This is a genomic window from Hansschlegelia beijingensis (assembly GCF_045505405.1).
Lineage (GTDB): Bacteria > Pseudomonadota > Alphaproteobacteria > Rhizobiales > Methylopilaceae > Methylopila > Methylopila beijingensis_A.
Genome location: NZ_JBJKEX010000002.1, coordinates 22,635 through 44,756 on the forward strand (window position 1 = coordinate 22,635; position 22,122 = coordinate 44,756).

Annotated in this window: 19 protein-coding genes, 1 pseudogene and 1 riboswitch; of the genes and pseudogenes, 8 read left to right on the forward strand and 12 right to left on the reverse strand. The window is 68.9% G+C overall.

What is annotated here, in order from left to right; all coding sequences use genetic code 11:
* Window positions 1–173: 173 nt before the first annotated feature.
* Window positions 174–1,280, reverse strand: a pseudogene (locus ACIKT0_RS00385) (NADH:flavin oxidoreductase/NADH oxidase).
* Between the two features lie 217 nt (window positions 1,281–1,497).
* Here ACIKT0_RS00385 and ACIKT0_RS00390 point away from each other — a divergent pair.
* Complete coding sequence (locus tag ACIKT0_RS00390) at window positions 1,498–1,713, forward strand: dodecin (protein WP_407103453.1); 216 nt, start codon at window positions 1,498–1,500, stop codon at window positions 1,711–1,713.
* Window positions 1,714–1,717: 4 nt separating this feature from the next.
* Here the strand turns inward: ACIKT0_RS00390 and ACIKT0_RS00395 are convergent, their stop codons facing one another.
* On the reverse strand, window positions 1,718–3,193 hold the full coding sequence (locus ACIKT0_RS00395) for a protein adenylyltransferase SelO (protein ID WP_407103454.1): 1,476 nt from the start codon (window positions 3,191–3,193) through the stop codon (window positions 1,718–1,720).
* 164 nt (window positions 3,194–3,357) lie between these two features.
* On the opposite strand from ACIKT0_RS00395, the gene ACIKT0_RS00400 reads away from it, so the two are divergent.
* Both ACIKT0_RS00400 and ACIKT0_RS00405 read left to right on the forward strand, forming a co-directional pair.
* Complete coding sequence (locus tag ACIKT0_RS00400) at window positions 3,358–4,047, forward strand: hypothetical protein (RefSeq protein ID WP_407103455.1); 690 nt, start codon at window positions 3,358–3,360, stop codon at window positions 4,045–4,047.
* Entirely contained in the window at window positions 4,044–4,490 is a 447-nt protein-coding gene (locus tag ACIKT0_RS00405; protein WP_407103456.1) for an MEKHLA domain-containing protein, read from the forward strand. The genes ACIKT0_RS00400 and ACIKT0_RS00405 overlap by 4 nt, the downstream gene beginning before the upstream one ends.
* Before the next feature lie 11 nt (window positions 4,491–4,501).
* On the opposite strand, the gene ACIKT0_RS00410 is transcribed toward ACIKT0_RS00405, so the two are convergent.
* Both ACIKT0_RS00410 and ACIKT0_RS00415 read right to left on the reverse strand, forming a co-directional pair.
* Window positions 4,502–4,981 (reverse strand): NUDIX hydrolase, encoded by a 480-nt coding sequence (locus tag ACIKT0_RS00410; protein ID WP_407103457.1) that lies wholly within the window; start codon window positions 4,979–4,981, stop codon window positions 4,502–4,504.
* Window positions 4,982–5,051: 70 nt separating this feature from the next.
* Entirely contained in the window at window positions 5,052–5,489 is a 438-nt protein-coding gene (locus tag ACIKT0_RS00415) for a DUF3291 domain-containing protein (protein ID WP_407103458.1), read from the reverse strand.
* 243 nt (window positions 5,490–5,732) lie between these two features.
* Between ACIKT0_RS00415 and gdhA the strand changes: the two genes are divergently transcribed.
* Window positions 5,733–7,082 carry an NADP-specific glutamate dehydrogenase gene (gene gdhA / locus ACIKT0_RS00420; protein WP_407103471.1) on the forward strand — a complete coding sequence of 450 codons (1,350 nt, stop codon included), beginning with the start codon at window positions 5,733–5,735 and terminating at the stop codon, window positions 7,080–7,082.
* 78 nt (window positions 7,083–7,160) lie between these two features.
* Here gdhA and ACIKT0_RS00425 read toward each other — a convergent pair whose 3' ends face one another.
* Entirely contained in the window at window positions 7,161–8,264 is a 1,104-nt protein-coding gene (locus tag ACIKT0_RS00425; RefSeq protein WP_407103459.1) for a 2'-deoxycytidine 5'-triphosphate deaminase, read from the reverse strand.
* 77 nt (window positions 8,265–8,341) lie between these two features.
* A riboswitch (SAM riboswitch) is annotated at window positions 8,342–8,421 on the forward strand.
* A 45-nt stretch (window positions 8,422–8,466) separates the two neighbouring features.
* Between ACIKT0_RS00425 and ACIKT0_RS00430 the strand changes: the two genes are divergently transcribed.
* Window positions 8,467–9,666, forward strand: a complete 1,200-nt coding sequence (locus ACIKT0_RS00430) for an O-succinylhomoserine sulfhydrylase (protein WP_407103460.1) — start codon at window positions 8,467–8,469, stop codon at window positions 9,664–9,666.
* A gap of 299 nt (window positions 9,667–9,965) precedes the next feature.
* Here the strand turns inward: ACIKT0_RS00430 and ACIKT0_RS00435 are convergent, their stop codons facing one another.
* The 5 genes from ACIKT0_RS00435 to ACIKT0_RS00455 form a co-directional block, all read right to left on the reverse strand.
* Window positions 9,966–10,841 carry a type 1 glutamine amidotransferase gene (locus ACIKT0_RS00435; RefSeq protein ID WP_407103461.1) on the reverse strand — a complete coding sequence of 292 codons (876 nt, stop codon included), beginning with the start codon at window positions 10,839–10,841 and terminating at the stop codon, window positions 9,966–9,968.
* Between the two features lie 3 nt (window positions 10,842–10,844).
* Window positions 10,845–12,020: an iron-containing alcohol dehydrogenase gene (locus ACIKT0_RS00440; protein WP_407103462.1), complete on the reverse strand. Its 1,176-nt coding sequence runs from the start codon at window positions 12,018–12,020 to the stop codon at window positions 10,845–10,847.
* Between the two features lie 165 nt (window positions 12,021–12,185).
* The gene (locus ACIKT0_RS00445) at window positions 12,186–13,571 is read right to left on the reverse strand and encodes an aldehyde dehydrogenase family protein (RefSeq protein WP_407103463.1); all 1,386 of its coding nucleotides are present in this window, start codon (window positions 13,569–13,571) and stop codon (window positions 12,186–12,188) included.
* Between the two features lie 241 nt (window positions 13,572–13,812).
* A complete protein-coding gene (locus ACIKT0_RS00450; RefSeq protein ID WP_407103464.1) occupies window positions 13,813–15,177 on the reverse strand; it encodes a glutamine synthetase family protein in 1,365 nt (454 codons plus the stop codon).
* Between the two features lie 70 nt (window positions 15,178–15,247).
* Window positions 15,248–16,750, reverse strand: a complete 1,503-nt coding sequence (locus tag ACIKT0_RS00455) for an amino acid permease (protein WP_407103465.1) — start codon at window positions 16,748–16,750, stop codon at window positions 15,248–15,250.
* 156 nt (window positions 16,751–16,906) lie between these two features.
* Between ACIKT0_RS00455 and ACIKT0_RS00460 the strand changes: the two genes are divergently transcribed.
* Both ACIKT0_RS00460 and ACIKT0_RS00465 read left to right on the forward strand, forming a co-directional pair.
* Complete coding sequence (locus ACIKT0_RS00460) at window positions 16,907–17,641, forward strand: MurR/RpiR family transcriptional regulator (protein ID WP_407103472.1); 735 nt, start codon at window positions 16,907–16,909, stop codon at window positions 17,639–17,641.
* Complete coding sequence (locus ACIKT0_RS00465; protein WP_407103466.1) at window positions 17,620–18,927, forward strand: hypothetical protein; 1,308 nt, start codon at window positions 17,620–17,622, stop codon at window positions 18,925–18,927. Before ACIKT0_RS00460 ends, ACIKT0_RS00465 begins: the two co-directional genes overlap by 22 nt.
* A gap of 77 nt (window positions 18,928–19,004) precedes the next feature.
* Here the strand turns inward: ACIKT0_RS00465 and ACIKT0_RS00470 are convergent, their stop codons facing one another.
* Window positions 19,005–20,468 (reverse strand): hypothetical protein, encoded by a 1,464-nt coding sequence (locus ACIKT0_RS00470; protein ID WP_407103467.1) that lies wholly within the window; start codon window positions 20,466–20,468, stop codon window positions 19,005–19,007.
* 236 nt (window positions 20,469–20,704) lie between these two features.
* On the opposite strand from ACIKT0_RS00470, the gene ACIKT0_RS00475 reads away from it, so the two are divergent.
* Complete coding sequence (locus tag ACIKT0_RS00475; protein WP_407103468.1) at window positions 20,705–20,932, forward strand: hypothetical protein; 228 nt, start codon at window positions 20,705–20,707, stop codon at window positions 20,930–20,932.
* A 3-nt stretch (window positions 20,933–20,935) separates the two neighbouring features.
* Here ACIKT0_RS00475 and ACIKT0_RS00480 read toward each other — a convergent pair whose 3' ends face one another.
* Complete coding sequence (locus ACIKT0_RS00480; protein ID WP_407103469.1) at window positions 20,936–21,826, reverse strand: hypothetical protein; 891 nt, start codon at window positions 21,824–21,826, stop codon at window positions 20,936–20,938.
* Between the last annotated feature and the right edge of the window lie 296 nt (window positions 21,827–22,122).

The following is a 22,122-nucleotide window of genomic DNA, read 5'->3' on the forward strand; positions in this document are numbered from 1 at the left end:
AAAAACTCGCGGTGTAAGTATTTCTGCGTAAAGCGAGCTTTGCGGTCTGGCGCTCAGCCCTGCATCACCGCGCGGATTACGATCCGCGGGCTGCGCCCAGGGGCCGGCCCCCACGTGCGGGTTTTCGCGAAGAGCGGCCCGCAGTCGCCGCCACAGGCGGCGCCCGCAGCGTCTCAGCTCCGAGCGAACAGATCCCTGTACTGGGAGGGCTGGCAGCGCAGATACTGGTTCGGCGCCCGGACCTGACCGCCCAACGCGGCGGCTGCGTGCCAGGGCCAGCGGGGGTCGTAGAGCACCGTACGGGCGAGCGCGATCAGGTCCGCGTCGCCCGCGCCCACGATCGCCTCGGCCTGCTCGAAGCCGGTGATCAGCCCGACGGCGATCACCGGGATGGACACCTCCGCCTTCACGGCGCGAGCCAGCGGAACCTGATAGCTCGGGCCGACCGGAATGCGTTGCGCGGGATGCAGGCCGCCGCTCGAGACGTGGATCGCGGCGCAGCCGCGCTGTTCGAGAAGCTTCGCGAAGGCCGCCGTCTGCCCGGCGTCCCAGCCGCCATCGACCCAGTCGGTCCCCGAGAGCCGCATGGTGACGGGGCGGTCGGCCGGGAAGGCGGCGCGCACCGCGTCGAACACCTCGAGCGGGAACCGCATCCGGTTCTCCAGCGAGCCGCCATACGCGTCCTCGCGCCGGTTCGAGAGCGGCGAGAGGAACTGGTGGATCAGATAGCCATGGGCGCCGTGAACCTGGACGGCGTCCAGCCCCAGCCTGCCGGCGCGCTTCGCGGCCGCCGCGAAGGCGTCGCGCACGCGATCGAGACCCTCACGGTCGAGCGCCTGCGGGGCCGCTTCGCCCTCCGCGAACGGGATGGCGGACGGCGCCACGGTGCGCCAGCCATGCGGATCGGAAGGGGCGATCTGCGCGCCCCCCTTCCACGGAACTTCGGTCGACGCCTTTCGTCCGGCGTGCCCGAGCTAAATCGCGATCGGCATGTCCGACCAGCGCCGCAAGCCTTCCAGCGTCCGCCCCATCGCGGCCTCCGCCTCGTCGTCCCACAGGCCGACATCCGCATAGGTGATCCGCCCTTCAGGCAGCACGGCCGTCGCCTCGATGGTGAGCAGCGCCGCTCCCGAGAGCGCGAGTTGGCCGAGATGGATCAGGTGCCAGTCGTTCATGCGCCCGTCCTCGGCCGAATACTGGCACATCGGCGCGATCACGATCCGGTTCGTGAGGTCGAGACCGCCGATGCGGGTCGGAGTGAATAGAACGGGATGGGACACTGGGGATCTCTGTCTGGGCGCGGGAAGGCCGCGGCTGGCCACGCCCGTGAACGCTGCCGGCGTCGCACAGGCGCTTCCTCAAGCCGGATCGGACGCAGACTGTTCCACGGCTCGCGCATCGGCCGCGCGCGGGCTCCGAATGAACCCTCGGGCGGGTCAGGAGTTAGCAGGCTAAGGCCCAGCGCCGCCCGAACTCCAGATCGTCCAAGGAGCCCGAATGTCCAAGCACACCTACAAGGTCATCGAACTCGTGGGCTCCTCGCCGGACTCGATCGAGGACGCCATCAGGAGCGCGATCTCGGACGCCTCCAGGACGATCCGTCACATCGGCTGGTTCGAGGTCGTGGAGACGCGCGGCCATGTCGAGAACGGCCAGGTCGCGCATTTCCAGGTCGTTCTGAAGATCGGCTTCACGATCGACCACGAGGACTAGGGCGTCACGTCCCGCAGAATGTCCGATAGCCCTGCGCCGGCGGCGGCGCGTCGTAGAAGGCCCTGTGCTCGGGCCGCTCCTCGAACGGCGTCGTCACCGCGTCCAGCAGCGCCTCGAAGACCGAGAAATCCCGCCGCTCCACCGCCGCTTCGATCGCGGCCTCGACGAGATGGTTGCGCGGGATCAGCGCCGGATTGACGCGGCGCATCGCCGCCTCCCGGGCCGCGCCGTCGCCGCCCTCCTCGGCGAGCCGCTCGCGCCACCGCGACGCCCATCCGTCATAGGCGGCCGGGTCCTCGAACAGGAGGCGCAGCGACGCATCGGCCTCGAGACTCCGCGCCGCCCCGCACAGGCCCCGGAAGGTCAGCGTGAAGTCGGCCCGGTTCGCCGCCATCAGGTCGAGCAGGTCCTGGGCGAGAGCCGCGTCGCCCTCGCGCGTGTCGAAAAGGCCGAGCTTGGCCCTGAGACCATCCACATAGGCCTCGTTGAACGTCTGCGGAAAGGACGCCAGCGCCTCGCGCGCGAGCGCAACCGCCTGCTCCTGATCGGGCGCGAGGAGAGGCAGCAGGGACTCCGCGAAACGCGTGAGGTTCCAGTGCGCGATCATGGGCTGGTTGCCGTAGGCGTAGCGGCCATGCTCGTCGATCGAGCTGAACACGGTCGCCGGATCGTAGGCGTCCATGAAGGCGCACGGGCCGTAGTCGATGGTCTCGCCCGCGATCGACATGTTGTCGGTGTTCATGACGCCGTGGATGAAGCCGACCAGCAGCCATCGCGCCACGAGACGCGCCTGCCGCCCGATCACCTCCTCCAGCAGAGCCCGATACGGCTCTGCGGTGCTCGCAGCGTCCGGGTAATGCCGCGCGATGACATGATCCGCGAGCGTCCGCAGGCCCTCCATGTCGCCCCGCGCGGCGAAGAACTGGAACGTCCCGACCCGGATGTGGCTCTTTGCGACCCGCGTCAGCACGGCTCCTGGCAGCGGTCGCTCGCGCGCAACGGTCTCGCCGGTCGTGACTGCCGCGAGCGCCCGCGTCGTGGGGATCCCCAGAGCCGCCATCGCCTCGCTGACGAGATATTCGCGCAGCACGGGCCCGAGCGCGGCGCGGCCGTCGCCATTGCGCGAGAACGGCGTGCGGCCCGAGCCCTTCAGCTGCACGTCGCGCCGCGCGCCGTCGCGGCCGATCACCTCGCCGAGCAGAATGGCGCGTCCGTCGCCGAGCCTCGGCACGAACGAGCCGAACTGGTGCCCCGCGTAGGCGGTCGCGATAGGCTCGGCCCCGTCCGGCACGGAGTTGCCGGCGAGCGCGTCGATCCCAGCCGGCGTGGCGAGCGCCTGCGGGTCGATCCGCAACTCGTCCGCCAAGGCACGGTTCAGCTTGATGAGTCGCGGCGCCGGCGCGGGGGCGGGGTTCACCTTCGCATAGAATGAAGGCGGCAGCCGAACATAGCTGTTGTCGAACGGTATTGCGGCGGTCATCGGCGCTTTCAGCAGCGGGCGGGTCTGTTTAGGTGGTTCGCAAAGCCTTGTTGCGAAAGTGCGGCGGAGAAAAATCGTTCGAGTGTCGCGGCGGGCGACCACGCCCCGGCGTAACGCGCTTCGGGCGGTGAGCGAACGATCAACATGGACCAGCGGAGCAAGCCATGACCCGTCTCACCACCACGGCAGCCGGCGTCTTCGCCATAGCGCTCACGGCGCTCGGCTCGGCGGCCTCCGCCGAAGGCCCGGTCTGGCGCGGCGATTACGTCGGAAGGCTGGAGGCTTTCGCGCTGTTGCAACAGCTCAACGCGGACCTGCTCAGTCATGACAGCGCGACGCTGACCCTCGATCGCTGGTGCGCGGCTCATCAACTCGCCTCGCCGGCCAAGATCGTCGCGCAGCTCGACCGCGCCGAGGCCAAGCCGCCGAGCGAGGAGCAGCGCCAACTGCTGCAGGTCGGCGCCGACGAGCGGGTCGTCTACCGCCATGTCCGGCTCAAATGCGGCGAGCGCGTCCTTTCGGAAGCGGAGAACTGGTATGTGCCGTCGCGCCTCACGCCCGAGATGAACACGGCGCTAGAGACCAGCGACGTCGCCTTCGGGCGCGCGGTTCGCCCCCTCGATTTCCGCCGCCGCACCCTGTCGGCGAAGCTCGCCTGGTCGCCGCTGCCCGATGGCTGGGAGAAGGGCGCGCGCGCGCCCGCCGAGGACGAGCTGCGGCCGCCGCGCACCGTCATCGAACATCGCGCTGTGCTCACCCTGCCGAACGGCGTGCCGTTCAGCGCCGTGGTGGAGAACTACACGGCGGAAGTCCTCGCCTTCCGCGAGCCGGACCGTTCAGAGGCCGGGCGTTGACGGATCTGCGCCACGACCGCGCCTTCTTCGAAATCCTCTGCGAAAGCCACGCCTTCTTCGTCGGCCGTCCGCTCGCGCCGGAGGGCGCCGATGCAGCGTGGCTCTACGAGAGCGCGCCCTACGCTGTCCTGGCGCACGACGCCGGCGCGGACCCGCGCTTCGTCTACGCCAACAGGACGGCGCAGCGCTGCTTCGGCTATTCGTGGGAGGAGTTCATCGGGCTGCCCTCGCGCCTCTCCGCGGAGGCGCCGGAACGGTCGGCGCGGCAGGCGCTGCTCGACGCGGTCGCGCGCGACGGCTTCGCCGCCGGCTATCGCGGCGTCAGGGTGACAAAGTCCGGCCATCGCTTCTGGATCGAAGACGGCGTGGTGTGGCGGCTGGTCGGGCGCGACGGGGCGCCGGCCGGACAGGCCGCGACGTTCTCGGCCTGGCGCGACGCCTGACAGAGCCCGGATCAGGCGGCGGTTCCCGCCGTTCCTTCCAGGATCTGCTCCAGCCTGTCGATCAGCTCCGCCTGGGCGGGCAGCAGTTTCTCCCGCGCGACGTCGGGCGCGAACCATTCCGCCCGGTCCACCTCCGGAAAGGACTGCATCCTCCCGCTACGCGGCGGCCATTCCATCTCGAACGTATTGCTGCGCATCGTGGCCGGATCGAAATCGCCCTCCGCCGCAAAGGCGTGCACCCGCTTGCCGCCGCGCTGGACGATCGCCCCGAGCGGGATGAGCGGCCCTGCGGGCGCGGCGCCGAGCTCCTCGGCGAACTCCCGCAGCGCCGCCGCTTCCGGGTCTTCTCCGGCGAGAAGCTCGCCTTTGGGGATCGACCAGGCGCCGAGATCCTTGCGCCGCCAGAATGGGCCGCCCGGATGCGCGAGCAGGACGAGAAGCGCGCCAGCCTCGCGCCTGAAGAGCAGCAGACCGGCGCTCTCGGCAGTCATCAGAGTCCCCCTTGGAGGTTGTCCCGCCGACCGCTCCCGGGTGCGGCGCGCATCGAGAGACGCGCAGACCTCAGGCCGGCCGGACGGGGTCGATGGCGAGGAACCTCGTGGTTCGCGGCGCCGGGAAGGTGAGCTCTCGATGGTCCGGGCTGGGATGGCGCACCTTGGACGCACGTCCGTCCGCCCTCATCCGGCGGGCGGCCTCAAGCCAGTCCGGCGCCGTCAGACCATCCTGCACCCAGTGGACGACGCTTGCCTCATCGCACCAGTCGAGGAGCTTCGGCATCGTCCGGAGATGCGCGCCGCTGGTCATGTAGCGACGCATCTCCTCCTGGTCGCGCCAGAGCGTCATGGTCCAGAAGGTCAGCCGCCGGTCGGCCAGCAACGCGCCTCCGAAATAGCCCCCGGCGCGTTTCGCCTGCCGCATGCTGCGAAGCGTGTGGACGACGAACTGCGGCATGAACCGAAGCGAGCGGACCCTGAGACGGGTGATGCTGATGAAGACCATGACTCGGTGCCGTCCCTCGTTCAGGTGAACCAGCCTAGCTGACGCCGGACGCAAGTCGATTGCGGCGCCCCGGGTCGCGCTCGCGGGATGGCCCCGCCGGCGGAGGCGCGGCCCGGACCATCGGGCGACGACAAAACAACGTTGCGTGATGAGCCTGCGGGCGCGCGGCGGCCGCTTCTGGCGTCCCCCGGACGATCTGGCTACAAGCCCAACATTGCATCACCTGCTTAAAGCGAGGGCATCCTGTCCAATATCGACGAAAAACTGGAGCCGATCCTGGCCGAGGTCCTGACCCGCAACGCCGGGGAGGCCGAATTCCATCAGGCGGTTCGGGAAGTGCTGGAGAGTCTGGGTCGGGTGGTCGCCAAGCATCCGGACTACGCTGACGACGCGCTGATCGAGCGCATCTGCGAACCGGAGCGGCAGATCATCTTCCGAGTGCCGTGGGTGGACGATCGTGGCCAGGTCCAGATCAACCGCGGCTTCCGGGTGCAGTTCAATTCGGCGCTCGGCCCCTACAAGGGCGGGATCCGGTTCCACCCCTCGGTGAATCTCGGCATCATCAAGTTCCTGGGCTTCGAGCAGACCTTCAAGAACGCGCTGACCGGCATGCCGATCGGCGGCGGCAAGGGCGGCTCGGACTTCAACCCGCGCGGCCGTTCCGACGGCGAGATCATGCGGTTCTGCCAGTCCTTCATGACCGAGCTGCACCGGCACATCGGCGAATACACCGACGTGCCCGCGGGCGACATCGGGGTGGGCGGCCGGGAGATCGGCTACATGTTCGGCCAGCACAAGCGGCTGACCAACCGCTACGAGGCGGGCGTGCTGACCGGCAAGGGCCTCGTCTATGGCGGATCGCAGGCGCGGCGCGAGGCGACCGGCTATGGAGCGGTCTATTTCGTCGAGAGCATGCTCGCGACCCGCAACCAAGGGCTCGAGGGCAAGCGGGCGGTCGTCTCCGGGTCCGGCAACGTCGCGATCTACACGGCGGAGAAGCTGCAGCAGCTCGGCGCGCGCGTGATCGCCTGCTCCGACTCCAATGGCTTCGTGCTGGACGAGGACGGCGTCGATCTCGCGCTGCTCAAGGAGGTCAAGGAGGTCCGGCGGGCCCGCATCTCCGAATACGCGGTGCTGCGCGGCAAGCAGGCGCGCTATGTCGAAGGCGGCTCGATCTGGAGCGTGCCGTGCGACATCGCGATGCCCTCAGCCACCCAGAACGAGCTGACCGGCAAGGACGCCAAAACGCTGGTCGCCAACGGCGTGGTGGCGGTCGGCGAAGGCGCCAACATGCCGAGCACGCCTGAGGCCGTCCGCATCTTCCAGGCGGCCGGCATCCTGTATGCGCCGGGCAAGGCCGCCAACGCCGGCGGCGTCGCGACCTCGGCGCTTGAGATGCAGCAGAACGCCTCGCGTGACAGCTGGTCGTTCGAGCAAACGGAGACGCGCCTCGCCACGATCATGCGAGGCATCCACGACCGCTGCGCGGAGACCGCCGAGGAGTATGGCGCGCCCGGCGACTACGTGCTCGGCGCCAACATTGCGGGCTTCGTCCGCGTGGCCGAGGCGATGCGCGCGCTCGGCGTCATCTGAGCCAAGGGCGCCTCGGCTCCGCCGGGGCGCCCGCCAACGCCATGACGACGCGGCGGCCGCCCGTCTCTTCGCCGTCGCTCAGGGCAGGCGGAAGTGCTTCGAGAGCTTCAGCTTCTGGCCCTGATAGTTCGAGGCGCCAAGCTCTCCGTAGAGCGTGCGGGGACGCTCCAGCATGCGCTCATAGACGAGGCGGCCGACCGTCTGGCCATGTTCCAGGATGAACGGCACCTCGTGGCTGCGGACCTCGAGCACGGCTCGCGCGCCGGCGCCCCGCGCCTCGGCGTGACCGAAGCCGGGATCAAAGAAGCCGGCGTAATGCACGCGGAACTCGCCCACGAGCGGGTCGAAGGGCGTCATCTCGGCGGCGTGGTCGGGCGGCACCTGGACGGCCTCCCGCGAAGCCAGGATGTAGAACTGCCCGGGATCGAGCACGAGCCCGGAGCGGCCGGCGCGGATCGGCTCCCAGAAATCCTCCACGGCGTGCGCGCCGGGCGCGTCCACGTCCACCACTCCAGTGTGCCGCTTGCCCCTCCAGCCGACCAGCCCCTCGCCGTCGCCCTGAAGATCGACCGTGACCGCCACGCCGCCCTGCACGTCCGCCTGGTCGTCGTCGACGAGCCGCTCCCGGCCCTGAAGCGCCGCGAGGTCGGAATCGGATAGCCGGGCCTCGCCCCGCCGGAGCCGGAGCTGGCTCAGCCGCGAGCCTGCGCGGACCAAGACCGGAAAGGTGCGCGGGGAAATCTCTGCGAAAAGCGGCCCGCGATAGCCCGACGGCACCTGGTCGAAGGCGCGCGCGCCGTCGGTGATGACGCGGGTGAACACGTCGAGCCGCCCGGTCGAGCTTTTCGGATTGGTGGCGGCGGCCACGTCGTCCGGGAGCGCTAGGCTCTCCATCAGCGGCGCGATGTAGACGCAGCCGGTCTCCAGCACGGCGCCGTCCGACAGGTCGATCGTGTGCAGACGGAAATCGACCAGGCGTTCCGAGACCGTGCGTCCCGCGCCCGGCAGGAAGCTCGCCCGCACGCGATGGACCACCGGCCCGAGCCTCAGGTCGAGGCTCGCCGGCTGGATCTGGTCAGGCGCCGCGGGCCGGTCGAGCGCGATGGCGCCGTCCGCGATCAGCTGCTCGATCGCCTGGCTCGGCAGGATGCCGCCCAGCGGCGCGCCGTCTCCGTTCAGCAAACCGCAGTCCCCCGGGCCGTCGTCCGGGTTCCTGTACGCGAACGAGACGTTGACGCCAAGCGCCGGCGGGCCTACGCAGGCGGAACCGTGGTTCTTTGGGCCGGCCGGCTTGCAGCCACGTTAAAACAACCAGCTAAAAGGCCGGACGCGCGTAGGCCGCATCGGGCGTCACGTGCGGCCCGGCGCCGTCCGAGGTCGCATCATGAGCCGCGAAAGACTCCCCACAGACCGTCCGCTGCGTCCCGCCACGCGGCTGATCCACGAGGGCGAGAGCCGCTCGACCTTCGGCGAGATGTCGGAGGCGCTCTATCTCACCTCCGGCTACGCCTACGACACGATGGAGGCGGCCGAAGCCCGCTTCGACGGCAGCGACCCCGGCTACATCTACTCGCGCTTCTCGAATCCGACCGTCTCGACCTTCGAGCGTCGCATGATGGCGCTGGAAGGCGCCGAGGCGGCGCGCGCGACCGCCAGCGGCATGGCGGCGGTGACGGCCGCGATGCTGTGCCAGGTGAAGGCCGGCGATCATGTGGTGGCGGCCAAGGCGCTGTTCGGCTCCTGCCGATATGTCGTGGAGGATCTGCTGCCGCGTTTCGGGGTCGCGTCGACGCTCGTCGACGGCGCCGATCTCGATCAGTGGCGCGCCGCCGTGCGGCCCGAGACCAAGGCGTTGTTCCTCGAGAGCCCGACCAATCCGACGCTCGAGGTCTACGACATCGAAGCGATCGCGAAGATCGCGCATGACGCAGGCGCCCTGCTCGTGGTCGACAACGTGTTCGCGACCCCGGTGCTGCAGCGGCCGCTGAGCCTCGGCGCGGACGTGGTGGTCTATTCGGCGACCAAGCACATCGACGGCCAGGGCCGCACGCTCGGCGGCGTCGTGCTCTCCTCGGAAAAATTCGTGACCGACCATCTGCAGACCTTCCTGCGGCAGACCGGCCCATCTCTCTCGCCGTTCAACGCCTGGGTCCTGGCCAAGGGCCTCGAGACGCTGGCGCTGCGGGTCGAGAAGATGCAGGCGAACGCCGCCGCGATCGCGGACCTTCTGGCCGATCATCCGAAGGTGAAGCGGCTGGTTTACTGCGGGCGGGACGACCACCCGCAGGCCGCCCTGGTGAAGAAGCAAATGGCCGGCGGCGGCACGCTGGTGGCGTTCACGCTCGACGGCGGCAAGGCCGAGGCGTTCCGCTTCGGCAACGCGCTGCGGATCGCCAAGATCTCCAACAATCTCGGCGACGCCAAGTCGATCCTGACCCATCCGGCGACCACGACGCACCAGCGGCTGTCGCCCGAGGCGCGCGCCGAGCTCGGCATCACGGACGCGATGCTGCGGCTCTCGGTCGGGCTCGAGGATCGCGACGATCTGCTCGAGGACGTCTCGATCGCGCTGAAGGCGGTGTGAGCGGCGCTTTCGGAAGCGCCTCTCGCTCATCGAGCGATCACCCCTCCAAAGAGCGGGGCCGGCACCACACATAGCGGGCGTCGGCGAGGAGTGAACCGAGGATGAGAACCTTTCGGGTTTTTCCAGGCCGGGAGTCGGAACCGGGCGAGGAACAACCGCGCGCCTTCGGGAGACGCGAGGAAGTCGCCAGGGCGCGCAAAAGCCAGAAAATCCGCCAGATCCAGACGGCCGGCGCGGCGGCGCTGGTTCTGGGCGCCGGCGCTCTGGCCGTCATGGTGATCAACGGGTTCTGAGCGGCCTCAGGCGCGGCCGCGGGCGCTCGCGGTCCGCAGCACCTGGGACCTCAGCCAGTTGGTGAGCTCGGTCCTGCGAATCTTCGGGTCGAGCACCGACGGCGCGATCCCCAGCCGCCAGGCCACATCCTTGCGTTCGGGCCCCTCGTCGAGCGCGACAAGATCCGAGACGTAGCGGGCGGCCTCCTCCGGCTCGCGGAAGAAGCCCTCCTTGAGCATGACCGGCGTGTAGCGGGTCAGGATGCCGCCGAGCTCCGCGAATGTGTATTCGGGGTGGAACTGGACGCCCCAGAACACGCCGGGGCCATGCCGGATCTCGGCCGCCTGCACCGCGCAGAGCTCGTTGGTCGCCGTCACGGTGGCGTTCGGCGGCAGCACTGCGACCTCGTCCGAATGGATCGCCGGCGCGTCGAACACCTCCGTGCGGTCCGCATGCAGAGGGTGGCCTCGGCCCGCGTCTGTGATGCGGATCGAGCGCGCGATGCCGATCTCGCGGCCCTGCGGGTTGAGCTTCACCTCGCCGCCCGCCGCCACCGCCGCGACCTGCAGGCCCCAGCAGGAGCCGAAGAACGGCAGCCCCGACGCGTAGACGGCGCGCGCGAACTCCACCTGCGCAAGGGATTCCGGCTCGGCTTTCCAGAGATTGAGGCCCGACCCCGTGATGGCGACGCCGTCATAGCCGGCGAGGTCGCCGCCCGGCAGATTGGCGCCCTCGTCGGCCGGAAAGCAGATGTCGATCTCGGCGGTGACGCCAAGGTCCTCGGCCAGCATGGCCAGGACGTCCGCGTAGAACTGGCTCGGGGTCCGTCCGGAGACGGCGGCGTGCCGCTCGCGCATCTTGGGCGGATTGCCCTCCGCGACGAGCAGCCGGACAGGGCGCATCGCTCAGCCCCGCGCAGCGTCGAGATCGCCGCGGATGGCGGCGCGGAACAGCCGCGCGAAATCGGCGGCCTTGAAGGGCAGCGGGTTTCCGCCGGTGGAAGGATCGCGCTCGGCCTTCTCGGCGAGTTCGTCGACGCGGTCCTCGCCTACGCCGAGTTCGCCCAGCGAATGCGGCACATGGAGCTCCTTCCGGAAGCGCAGCACCCACTCGATGAAGCCGTCGAAGCCGCCCGAAATCTCCAGCGAGCGCGCGAGATGGCCGAAGCGCTCCTCGATCGCCGATCGGTTGGCGAGAAGCACGTACGGCATCACCACGCCGTTGGTGAGGCCATGATGGGTGTCATAAAGGGCCCCGACCGGATGCGACATTGAGTGGATGGCGCCAAGCCCCTTCTGGAAGGCCGCCGCGCCCATCGAGGCGGCCGCCAGCATGTTGGAACGCGCCTCGATGTCCGTCCCGTCGGCGACCGCGCGCGGCAGGTAAGTCTTCACGAGCCGTGCGCCGTTCGCCGCGACGCCGTCGGCCATCGGGTGGAAACCCGGCGCCGAGAACGCCTCGAGGCAGTGCGCCAGCGCGTCGAAGCCGGTCCAGGCCGTCAGCTTGGGCGGCAAGCCGACCGTGAGCTCAGGGTCGGAGACCACCACCGCGGGCAGCAGCTTCGGGTGGAAGATGATCTTCTTCTCGTGCGTCTCCTCATTTGTCACCACCGCCCCGCGTCCGACCTCGGAGCCCGTGCCCGCGGTCGTCGGAACGGCGACGATCGGCGCGATCCCGTCGGCGTCCGCGCGGGTCCACCAGTCGCCGATATCCTCGAAGTCCCAGACCGGACGGGTCTGGCCGACCATCAGGGCGACGAGCTTGCCCACGTCCAGCCCTGAGCCGCCGCCGAAAGCGATCACCCCGTCCGCGCCGGCCTCACGGTAGGCCGCCACGCCCGCATCGACATTGGCGCTGGTCGGGTTGGCCTTCACGTCCGAGAAAACGGCCGTCCCGAGCCCCGCCCCGGCGAGAACCTCAAGCGCGCGGCGCACGATGGCGCTGTCGCGAAGCCCGGGGTCGGTGACGAACAGCGGCCGCGAGACGCCCGCCTGACGGCAGGCCGCCGGCAGCTCCGCGATCCGGCCGGGGCCGAACAGAACGCGGGTGGGGTAGTTCCAGGAACCTGTGAAGGCTGTCATCGCGAGGATCTCTTGGCGGTCTGCTGCAGGCGTCGCTCGGGAGACTTCCCCGTCATCCGCCGGCTTGTCCGGAGGATCCATGCCCGGCGTCGAGCGCTACGCCGTCGATGGGTCCTCCGGACAAGCCGGAGGACGACGAGCCTTATCCGGAAGCCGCGCGCCGGATCAGCCGACCTCGCGAAGATGGAAGCTCTTCGGCCGCGTCAGCAGCTGGAAGCCGATCTCGGAGAGCGAGGCCCCCCGCCCGGTGTCCTTGACGCCGGTCCAAGCCAGCGCCGGATCGAGATAGTCGCACCTGTTCATATAGACCGTGCCGGTCTCGATCCGGTCGCCGAGCGCCTCGGCGACATCCGCCTCGCGCGTCCAGATCGAGGCGGTGAGGCCATAGGGGCTGTCGTTCATCAGGCGCACGGCCTCGTCATCGTCGCGGACCTTCATGATCCCGACGACCGGTCCGAAGCTCTCCTCGACCATTACGCGCATGGAGTGGTCGACCTCGGTGAGGATCTGCGGCGCCAGATAGGGCGTGCCCTCGCGGTCCCCCGGGAAGGCCCTGGGGTCGAGATGCGCCTTCGCGCCCTTCTCGAGCGCCTCGCGCGTCTGCGACCTCACCGTCTCGGCGAAACGCGTGGCGGACATCGGCCCGAGGGTGGTGGCGTCGTCGAGCGGATTTCCGAGCACGTATCTGGAGGTCAGCTCCACCGCGCCCGCGACGAAGCGATCGTAGAGGCTCTCATGCACGTAGATGCGCTCCACGCCGCAGCAGCACTGGCCCGAATTGTAGAACGCGCCGTCGACGATGTTCTCGATGGCGAAGTCGAGGTCGGCGTCCGCGCGCACATAGGCGGGGTCCTTGCCGCCGAGCTCAAGACCCAGGCTCGTGAAGGTCCCGGCGGCCGCCTTCTCGACGGCCCGGCCGCCCGCGACCGAGCCGGTGAAGTTGATGTGGTCGAACGCGCCGGCGGCGATCAGGGCGCCGGACTGCTCGTGGTCGAGCACGACATTGCGGAACAGCCCCTTCGGGAGGTCGGCCTTGTCCATCGCCTCCTGGAAGCGCTCGCCCACCAGGATGGTCTGGGCGGCGTGCTTCAGCAGCACGGCGTTGCCCGCGATGAGCGCGGGCACGATCGTGTTGACGGCCGTGAGGAACGGGTAGTTCCAGGGCGCGATCACGAACACCAGGCCAAGCGGCGTGCGCTTGATCATGCGCCGGAAGCCGGGCTTCGGCTCCGGAACGATCGGCGCGAGCGACGCCTCCGCGGTCGCGACGCAGTGCTTCACCCGCTCCTCCACGCCGCGCATCTCGCCCCCGAACCGGACGGGGCGCCCCATCTGCAGGGCGAGCTCTGGGATGATCTGCTGGTTGAGGCCCAGCAGCGCGTCGAGGAAGACGAGCATCTTGCGCCCGCGCTCGGCGATCGGGACCTCGGCCCATTCCCGCTGGGCGCGCCGCGCGTCGGCGAGGATCGCCTCCATCGCGGCGGGTGACTCGGTGGGCCGGCGGGCCAGTTCGCGGCCGTCGACGGGAGAGATGCAGATCTGGTCGGTCATCGATGTCACCTGTCGGTCCCGCCGAGGGGAGGCCGTCGTCCCGGCCGAGCGCAGCGAGAGCCGGGATCGTTGTCAGAACTATGCCCGTCATGGTCCGGCTTGCCCGGACCATCCATCTCAAGCGTCGAGCTCTACGCCCGAGGTGGGTCCTCCGGTCAAGCCGGAGGACGACGGCGGCTTTTCGTGCGCCTCTCCGGAGAACGATCCCGGATCGGCGCGCCGCGCAGTCCGGGATGACGCTTCAGATGATCTCAAAATACCGCTCCAGCTCCCAATCGGTGACGGCCTTGTTGAACTCGCGCTGCTCCCAGTCGCGGGTCGCGGCCCAATGCTCCACGAAAGGCTCGCCGAACAGCTCCTTCGCCGGCGCCGACGCCGCGAACCGGGCCGCGGCCTCGCCGAGCGAGCGAGGAAGGGCCCGTTCGGGCGCATGCCGAAGCGCGTAGGCGTTGCCCTCGATAGCGGAATCCGGCTCGATGCGGTTCTCGATGCCCCAGAGCCCGGAGCCGATGGCGGCCGCAAGCGCCACGTATGGATTGATGTCGGCGGCCGCCACCCGGTACTCGACCCGCTGACTCTTCGGCGATCCGGGAATGACCCGCAGCGCGCAGGTCCGGTTCTCGACGCCCCAGGTCGCGTCGGTCGGCGCCCAGAAGCCCGGGATCAGCCGCGCGTAGGAATTCACCGTCGGCGAGACCATCGCAAGCAGATCAGGCATGAGGTGCTGCTGCCCGCCCACGAACCAGCGCATCGCATCCGACATCGCGTGCGCGCGGCCTTCTTCGTGGAACACGGAGCCGCCGTCGTCGCCCTGGAGCGAGACGTGGATATGGCCGGACTGGCCGGGCCAGTCCTTCGACCATTTGGCCATGAAGGTCGCCATCAGCCCGCGGCGCTGGGCGAGGATCTTGGTGAAGGTCTTGAACAGCACGGCGCGGTCCGCCGCCTCGAGCGCGTCAGAGACCTCGATGGCGGCCTCCAGCACGCCGGGCCCGGTCTCCGTGTGCAGCCCCTCGACCGGCATCCGCATGTCCGAGCAGAGCTTCAGCAGCTCGGCGTAGAACTCGGCGTGCACGCCCGAGCGCAGCACGGAATAGCCGAAGAAGCCGGGCGTCATCGGCGTCAGGCCGGCGTAGCGCTTGTCGCGGACGGAATGCGGCGTCTCCTCGAACAGGAAGAACTCGAATTCGACCGCCGACTTCACCTTGAAGCCCATACTCGCGGCCCGGTCGAGCACGCGCCGCAGCGTTCCGCGCGGGCAGACCTCCTCGGCCCGTCCGGCGAACTCGCTGAGAACGAAGAGCATGTCGCCTTCCAGCGGCAGGTCGCGCGCCGTCTCCGGAAGCACGCGGACCGCGGCGTCCGGATAGGCCGTGTGCCAGCCGGTGAGGCTGACATTGTCGTAGAGCTGGTCGTTGGAGTCCCAGCCCAGCACGACGTCGCAGAAGCCGAAGCCGTTCTCGAGAGCCGAGGCGAACTTGTCGCGGCTCATATACTTGCCGCGCAGGATGCCGTCGGCGTCGGCGACGCCGAGCTTGACGTGCGTCAGGCCCCGCTTGTCCACCAGCGCGAGGAGGTCCTTGGCGGTCGTTTCCGCTTTGCTCATCTGCTCTCGACGGGTTGGCGAGGAGCCGGCGGCGGATGATCTCCGTCGCCGGCGCGGGACGGGTGGCGGTTCAGTGCGAACGGTACTCGGCCTTGCCGCCCGACATCGCGAACTCCTCCTCGGGCGACAGCACCAGCTTGTGGCGGCCGACCGCGGCGAAATAGACGATCGCGATCGCGAACCACACCAGCACCCAAAGCACGCCCTTGGTGAAGTTGGGGTCCTGGACCTGGTAGCCGAGCGTGACCACCGCGATGACGATGGTCAGGACCGCGCCCGGGACGCCGAGCGGGCTGCGGAAGGGCCGTTCGATGTGCGGGCTTCTGTTGCGCAACAGGATGAACGACACGGCCTGAGCGATGTAGGAGAACATCGCGCCGGACACCGCCATGTTGAGCAGCACGCTGCCGATCGAGGCGCCCGCCTGCTCCGCCCCGAGGGCGAACCAGATCACGAGCATCACCGCGAGGCCGACGATCGAGCCGACGAACATCGCGAGGTGCGGCGTCCGATAGGTGGCGTGGGTGACCGACAGGCCGCGCGGGAAGTAGCCCGCCCGCGACAGGGAGTAGATCTGCCGCCCCTGCGCGTACAGGATGGTGTGGAAGCTCGCGATCAGCCCGGTGAGCGCCACGAGCCCCAGCACCACCACGCCGCCGTCGCCGTAGATCGCCCGGAAGCCGTCGAGCAGCGGTTCGAGCGAGGAGCTCAGCTTGAACGAGCCGACGCCAATCACCGACGGGTTCAGCAGCACGATCATGAAGGCCGAGACCATCAGGGTGATCATGCCCAGGATGATGCCCTTCGGCATGTCGCGCTTCGGGTCGACCGACTCCTCCGCCGCGAGCGGCAGTTGCTCGATCGCGAGGAAAAGCCACACCGCGAAGGGGAGCGTGGCGAGCACGCCCGAGACGCCGAACGGGAAGAGTTCGCCCCCGCCCTCGGGAAGCTCGACGGCGGCGCCGTCCGGCCCGACGCCGATGTTCAGCGCCCAGCGCGAGAAATCCATGTTGGGGATCGCGCTGAGCCAGAAGAAGACCAGCACGGCGAGCGAGATCAGCGTCACGACCATCGTGACGCGGAACGACAGTTCGAGCCCGAACACGTTGAGCGCCACGAATACGGCGTAGAACGCGATCCAGATGAGCGGCGAGTAGGCCGGATCGAGCCCGAAGATCGCATTCACGTAGGAGGTGATGAAGGTCACCACCACGGCCGGGGTGATGACGTATTCGACGTTCTCGCAGAGGCCGGTGAGGAAGCCGCCCCACGGTCCCATTGCGGTGCGGGCGAACGAATAGGCCGCGCCGGTGTGGGGCAGCGCCGCCGACATCTCGGCGATCGAGAACGTCAGGCCGAGATACATGATCGCGATGATGATCCCGGCGACCAGCATGCCGCCCCAGCCGCCGGTCGAGAAACCGAAGTTCCAGCCCGAGAAATGGCCGGAGATCACGGCGCCGACGCCGAGAGCCCAAAGGCTCGCGACGCCCGCGTAACGCATCAATCCACGCTTTTCGAAGTAGCCGGCGTCTACCGTCTGGTAGGTCACGCCGCGTCCATCCTGCGCCATGAGATGAGCCCCGTTGACGTCGACGGGACGCCCGGCGTGACTCCCCGGGCGAGGCGGCGCGTCCCCCGGCCGCCGGAGGCGGGGTCGACGCCGCCCCTCGTTGGAACGATCGTTCCAGAGAGCTCACGTTTCTGTCAATATGGAATGAACGTGACCATGACTGCGGAGCATGAGACTGCGATGGCGGCGAACGCGGCGACGGCCTTCTCCGGAACCGTCGCGCAGGCTCTTGCGGAGATCATGTCGGGTCTCACGCCGCGCGAACGCCGCGCGGCCGAGCATCTCGCGGCGCATTACCCGGTCGCGGGGCTTGCGCCGATGGCGCGTTTCGCGCGCAGCGCCGGCGTGAGCTCGCAGACGGTGCTGCGGCTGTTGGCCAAGCTCGGCTTCGAAAGCTGGCGGGGCCTGCAGGAGCGGCTCCGCGCGGAGCTCGCCGCCGAACGCGTCTCGCCGCTCGGCCGCTGGACCGCCCACGCGGCCACGGAGCTTCTGGACGGCGACAGGCTCGCGGCGTTCGGGGCCAAGCTCGCGGAGAACGTGGTGGAGGCTTTCCGCGACCTCGACCGCGCCGAGTTCGAGGCGACGGCCCGGCGCCTCGCTGATCCGAAGCGCCATGTGCTGGTCGTCGGCGGGCGCTTCAGCCAGGCCCTCGCCCGGCTGCTCGTCAGACATCTCGAGATCGTCCGTGGCGGCGTGGAGGAGATCGGCTCGCTCTCCGCCACCTGGCCGGACCGGCTGATCGACGTCGGCCGCCGGACGGTCATCGTCGCCTACGACGTGCGCCGCTATCAGCGCGACGTCATCCGGCTGTGCGCCTTTGCGGCGGAGCGGGGCGCCTGGGTCGTGCTGCTTCCGGAGAAACCTGCCCGATGTCCTACGCTGCGCTGCTGAGCAAGATCGTTTCGCAGGGCAACGGGACGTCGAGGCGCAAACAGCGCCTCAAGTCCGCGATGCGCGAGGCCGCTCAGGCCAGGAGCTTCGAGATCGCCGAGCGGGGCAGCCGCTCCGCCGGCGGGGACTGGTTCGTCTGCCGCCTCGCCGAGATGAAGCTCGACATCGGCGACGTCGCCCATGTGAAGGCGCTCCGGGACGCGGGCCACAAGATCTTCAAGACCCAGGACGGGCAGGGGGTGCTGGCCCGCGCCCTCATCATGGAGGGCAAGACGCAGGAGGCTGAGAAGATCATTCTCGACCTCGTGCTGCGCAACCAGTCGCCGGACCCGCTGCGCCTGCTGCGTCTGCTGCCGCCGGAGCCGACCCTGCTCGACAAGGCCTGCGCCGCCTTCCAGCGCAGTGAGCGGACGAGCTATCGCAAGGCGATCCAGGCGTCGCATCTCGTCGAGGTCGCGATCGCGACCGGGGACGTCGAGCGTGGCCTCGAGATCACCAACCAGGCGCTGCGCTGGCTGGACGGCGCGAAGCCCGAGCGCGTGACCTATTCGGAGCCCGACCGGCTGGACGACCTCGACAAGGCGCTCGCGGACTTCCACGAGCTCATGAAGGACGTCGGCGAGTTCTTCCTGATCAGCGGCACGCTGCTCGGGATCAAGCGTGAGAACAGCCTGCTCGAGTTCGACAAGGACATCGACCTCGGCGTGTTCGATCCCGCCGTGGTGGAGCGCCTGGCGAAGGCCGTCGGCTCATCCTTCGCGTTCGCGCCCGACATCTCGTCGAACATCGACGGGTTCAAGGTGAAGCACCGCAACGGCGTTGTGGTGGACGTGTTCCTGCATCACGTCGAGGGCGACGCCGTCTGGCATGGCGGCCCGGCCCATGTCTGGGACAACAGCAAGTGGTGGAGCCGCGACGAGGAGAAGTTCGAGACCGTCACGTATAAGGGCCGCGACTACCTCGCGCCGGCGGATTGGGACAAATACCTCACCGAGAACTATGGCGAGTGGCGCTCGCCCGTCCGTCAGTACAACGCGTCGCTTGAGGCGCCGAACCGGCGCCTGCGGGACGCAGGGCTGGCGCGGCTCTACTCTCGGCAGAACTTCGTCAAATACTATCACCGCGCGGACTTCCAGATGCTGCTGCGCGCGATGGCGGCCTATGAGGCCGCGTTCGGGGCCGACGCCTTCCTGCAGAACGCCAAGCGCGTCATGCTGGCGGACTCGCGCGAGGACGCCCATCCGTTCGCCGCCACGCCGCGCCCGCGCCTGCTGGCCGACACCTGAAGAAGGGTGAAAGGCGCGGCCGCGGCCGCGCCTGAACTCGCGCTGGCGGGAGGGCGAGGCTCTCCGGCCGCGCGCGCCTACTGGTTCAGAACCGGCGGCTGCGCCGCGTCGAGCTTGATGCGCTCCATCGCGTGGGCGACCGCCGCGTCATGGCCGATCAGCTCCTGCAGCGCGTCCCACACCTTGAACAGCTGAATGCGCTTGCCCGCGAAGTAGTAGTCGTGCAGCCTGGTGAAGAAATACCAGATCATGTGCTCATTGTCCTGAATGATCATGTTCGGCGTGTCAACGAACGTCTCGAATTCAGGCTGCGGAATCGACCAGCTGTCGCCGTAGTTCTCGATCAGATACTGATCCGGGTTGGTCGGGATCTTGAACGTCCCGCCGAGGAACTCGACCTTTTGGAGCTCGAAGTCGGAGTTCCACCACCGGGTCTTCTGTCCCTGATGGTAGATTCTGCCATCCTCGCGCCAGTGCAGGAAGACGTCGAGCATCACGCCGTTGGCGTGCTCCACCTGCACGAGGTGGTCGGTCGTGAGCGCGCGGACCTTGAAGCGGCCGCTCGACGCGAGCGTCTTGCGGATCGTCTCCGGCGGCACGTCGGTCAGCACGCCGACGTCGATGTCCTTGTCGTAGCTGAGGATGGTCCCCTCGCGGACGCAGCCGAGCAGCGTGCCGCTGATCAGGAAGAACTCGATGCCGAGCGAGCCGAGGTCGGCGCGCAGGTCGAGCAGCGTGGTCAGCGCCTGCGCGGTCCAGTCCTCCTTGATCTGCTGTTCGCGCTCGCCGTAGCGCACGATCTGCAGGCCCGCCAGGAAGCGCTGGCGCGCGGCGAAGATCGCGCGGTCGAGCAGGCCGAGATCGCGGCAGGCGACGGAGTAATGCAGCAGCGCGTGACGGGCGCGGTGGCCGGAGTAGGAGAAATGCGGGGCGAGGAACAGGAACATCTGTTCAAGCGCCTCCGGCGTCTTCACCGCCCGGCGCAGCGTCAGCAGCTCGTCATAGGTCGGAACGACCCCGCGCAGCGTCTCGAACATCAGCCGCAGCGCGTCATCATGCCGGCCGCACGCGTTCATCGCGTCGGCGCGGGCCAGGCATAGCCGGCGGAACTCGCGCGACGTCTTCTTGTCGAGCGGCAGCGCCATGATGGCGTCGGTGCAGGCGTCGATGCAGCCCGCCGAGTCGCCCGCGAAGGCGAGCAGCCGGGCCTTGCGCTCCCGCGTCTTGAACGAGACGCCGTTGAAGCCCTCGATCCAGTTCAGCAGCTCGAGCGCCTCGCGGCCCCGCCCAAGATTGGCGAGCGCGTTGACCTTCCACATGCGGATGGCCTGCAACTGCGTGTTCGCCGCATGGGCGGAGCTGACGAACAGCGACAGCGTGTCCGCCGCGGCGATCAGGTCCGCGTCGCGCTTCTCCTCGGCGCACTTCGCGCACTCGCCGTAGACCTTGGCGATCGCTTCGGCGGTCGCGCGGCGGTCGCGTGGCGGCAGGATCCGCGAGTCCGGGGCGACTTCGACCTCTAGCGCGGCCCCGATGCTCATCGATCTGCGTCCTTGTTGATGCTGAGGGGTCGTCCAAGGACGCCCGGAAGGCGCGGCGCGTCGCCCCGCGGACGAACCCGGATGGTACCCGGAAGGCCTCGCGCGCCGCAAGGCGCAGCGCTTGCGCGAGCCCGGCGCCCGCGAATTCGGGCACCGCCCGCCGACGTACAAATAACTGTCATGTCGGAAGGCTAGGATGGCGTCATGGAGAAGAGACAGGAACAGGAAAGAAACGCATGAAGAGCGCGATCCAGCTGGAGCGCCAGTGGGGCTCCGCGATGGAGACGGAGCACGAAACCGGCGAGGTGCTCGCCGCCATGACCGAGCCGGTCGAGGCGGCGGACGTCCTGGAGACGCTGGTGGCCGAGCTCAAGCGGGCCGGAATCTGGGGCCGCCTCGGGGAAATCTCATGGGCGCGCGACACCCGCGACGGCCTGCTGCTCCAGTGGGTGCCGGCGAACTGACCACTATTCCAGCCACAGCCTGATGTCGCCGGTGGCGGGGTCGGCGAAGTGACGGATCACATGGCTTCCGAGATCGCCTTCTGTCATGAGGACCGCAGGCTTCTGGAAGTAGTATCGGTTGTAGGGCCGGATGCTGGAGCGCGCGGCGCCGATCCTGACCTCGAGATCGTAGAGCCCCTTTTCGGGGAAGGCGGTCATGACCGGCACCGACAGCTCGCCGTGGAACGGCAGCGCGTCGGTGTATTGCCGGTGCATTCCGGCCGCGATCCGAAAGATCTTCTTTGCCGGCTGAAGATCAAACTCCGCCTCGAAGACGTCCGACCCGTCGCGGCTGATCGCAAGCGTGGCGCGCTCCGGCGCCTCTTCGCCGGCCCCGGTCAGGAACACCGACAGATCGATGGCCAGCGCGTCGCCCGCGATCGAGAAGGCGCGGATGAAGGCCCCGACCGGCGCGGGCGCGGCCGCCTTGCCCTCGCCTGCGGGATCAAAGGTGAGGTTCAGGAAATAGGGCGAGAACTGCCAGCCGGCGGGCAGCTTCAGCTTGCGGCGGCTCGCCGTGAAGGCCGGATAGACGTCGCCGCTCTGGCTGACGACCTGGAAGGACAGCTTGCGGGTGAGCAGGGCGCGCGGCACCAGCACCGAATAGGGGGCGAGCTCGGCGCCCTCCGGCCTCGGCGCGTTCTGGAAGAACAGCAGATTGCCGCCGTTCTCGCCGACGGCGTGGATCGCGGAGATGGTCTTGCGGATCGCGGGCTGGCACAGCGCGGCGATCTCGATCCCGCCGCTGATCTTCTTCACGCCCGCGCAAAGGTGGACGTGGTCGACCTTGAGAAGGTGGATATCCAAAGCAGGAGCCGCTACGGGCGCGTCCGCTTCGGCGACAGCCGCGTTCATTCGTCGCCTCTCAGGAATGATTCCAAATCAAACGGTCGTCGGAAGCTTCGGCCTCGCGCCGAAAACACTACAGGACGACGCTGGGAGCAGTCATTCCTGCGCCCATGTGAGCAACCGATTATACTTCTGGTCTCGCCAGCATGGACGCGATGGTGCGATACTGGTCGCCGCGTTGTAAAGATCTGGGCCTGCGGCGCAGAGGCGCGCCACCCATCTGGTGGCCGCGGGGCCGATGTCCCGCCAGGTCCCGCGACGCGCTTTTCGCGACGGTCGCAGGGCCGCGGACGGCCGGCGCG

Excerpts from the sequence above, each read along its gene's own strand:
- ACIKT0_RS00390 (WP_407103453.1), top strand. The coding sequence starts at position 1,498 with ATGTCCAAGCACACCTACAAGGTCATCGAACTCGTGGGCTCCTCGCCG.
- ACIKT0_RS00445 (WP_407103463.1), bottom strand. The coding sequence starts at position 13,571 with ATGACCGACCAGATCTGCATCTCTCCCGTCGACGGCCGCGAACTGGCC.
- ACIKT0_RS00400 (WP_407103455.1), top strand. The coding sequence starts at position 3,358 with ATGACCCGTCTCACCACCACGGCAGCCGGCGTCTTCGCCATAGCGCTC.
- ACIKT0_RS00415 (WP_407103458.1), bottom strand. The coding sequence starts at position 5,489 with ATGGTCTTCATCAGCATCACCCGTCTCAGGGTCCGCTCGCTTCGGTTC.
- ACIKT0_RS00480 (WP_407103469.1), bottom strand. The coding sequence starts at position 21,826 with ATGAACGCGGCTGTCGCCGAAGCGGACGCGCCCGTAGCGGCTCCTGCT.
- ACIKT0_RS00470 (WP_407103467.1), bottom strand. The coding sequence starts at position 20,468 with ATGAGCATCGGGGCCGCGCTAGAGGTCGAAGTCGCCCCGGACTCGCGG.
- ACIKT0_RS00455 (WP_407103465.1), bottom strand. The coding sequence starts at position 16,750 with ATGGCGCAGGATGGACGCGGCGTGACCTACCAGACGGTAGACGCCGGC.
- ACIKT0_RS00465 (WP_407103466.1), top strand. The coding sequence starts at position 17,620 with ATGTCCTACGCTGCGCTGCTGAGCAAGATCGTTTCGCAGGGCAACGGG.
- ACIKT0_RS00460 (WP_407103472.1), top strand. The coding sequence starts at position 16,907 with ATGACTGCGGAGCATGAGACTGCGATGGCGGCGAACGCGGCGACGGCC.
- ACIKT0_RS00450 (WP_407103464.1), bottom strand. The coding sequence starts at position 15,177 with ATGAGCAAAGCGGAAACGACCGCCAAGGACCTCCTCGCGCTGGTGGAC.
- ACIKT0_RS00430 (WP_407103460.1), top strand. The coding sequence starts at position 8,467 with ATGAGCCGCGAAAGACTCCCCACAGACCGTCCGCTGCGTCCCGCCACG.
- ACIKT0_RS00395 (WP_407103454.1), bottom strand. The coding sequence starts at position 3,193 with ATGACCGCCGCAATACCGTTCGACAACAGCTATGTTCGGCTGCCGCCT.
- ACIKT0_RS00475 (WP_407103468.1), top strand. The coding sequence starts at position 20,705 with ATGAAGAGCGCGATCCAGCTGGAGCGCCAGTGGGGCTCCGCGATGGAG.
- ACIKT0_RS00435 (WP_407103461.1), bottom strand. The coding sequence starts at position 10,841 with ATGCGCCCTGTCCGGCTGCTCGTCGCGGAGGGCAATCCGCCCAAGATG.
- ACIKT0_RS00410 (WP_407103457.1), bottom strand. The coding sequence starts at position 4,981 with ATGACTGCCGAGAGCGCCGGTCTGCTGCTCTTCAGGCGCGAGGCTGGC.
- ACIKT0_RS00440 (WP_407103462.1), bottom strand. The coding sequence starts at position 12,020 with ATGACAGCCTTCACAGGTTCCTGGAACTACCCCACCCGCGTTCTGTTC.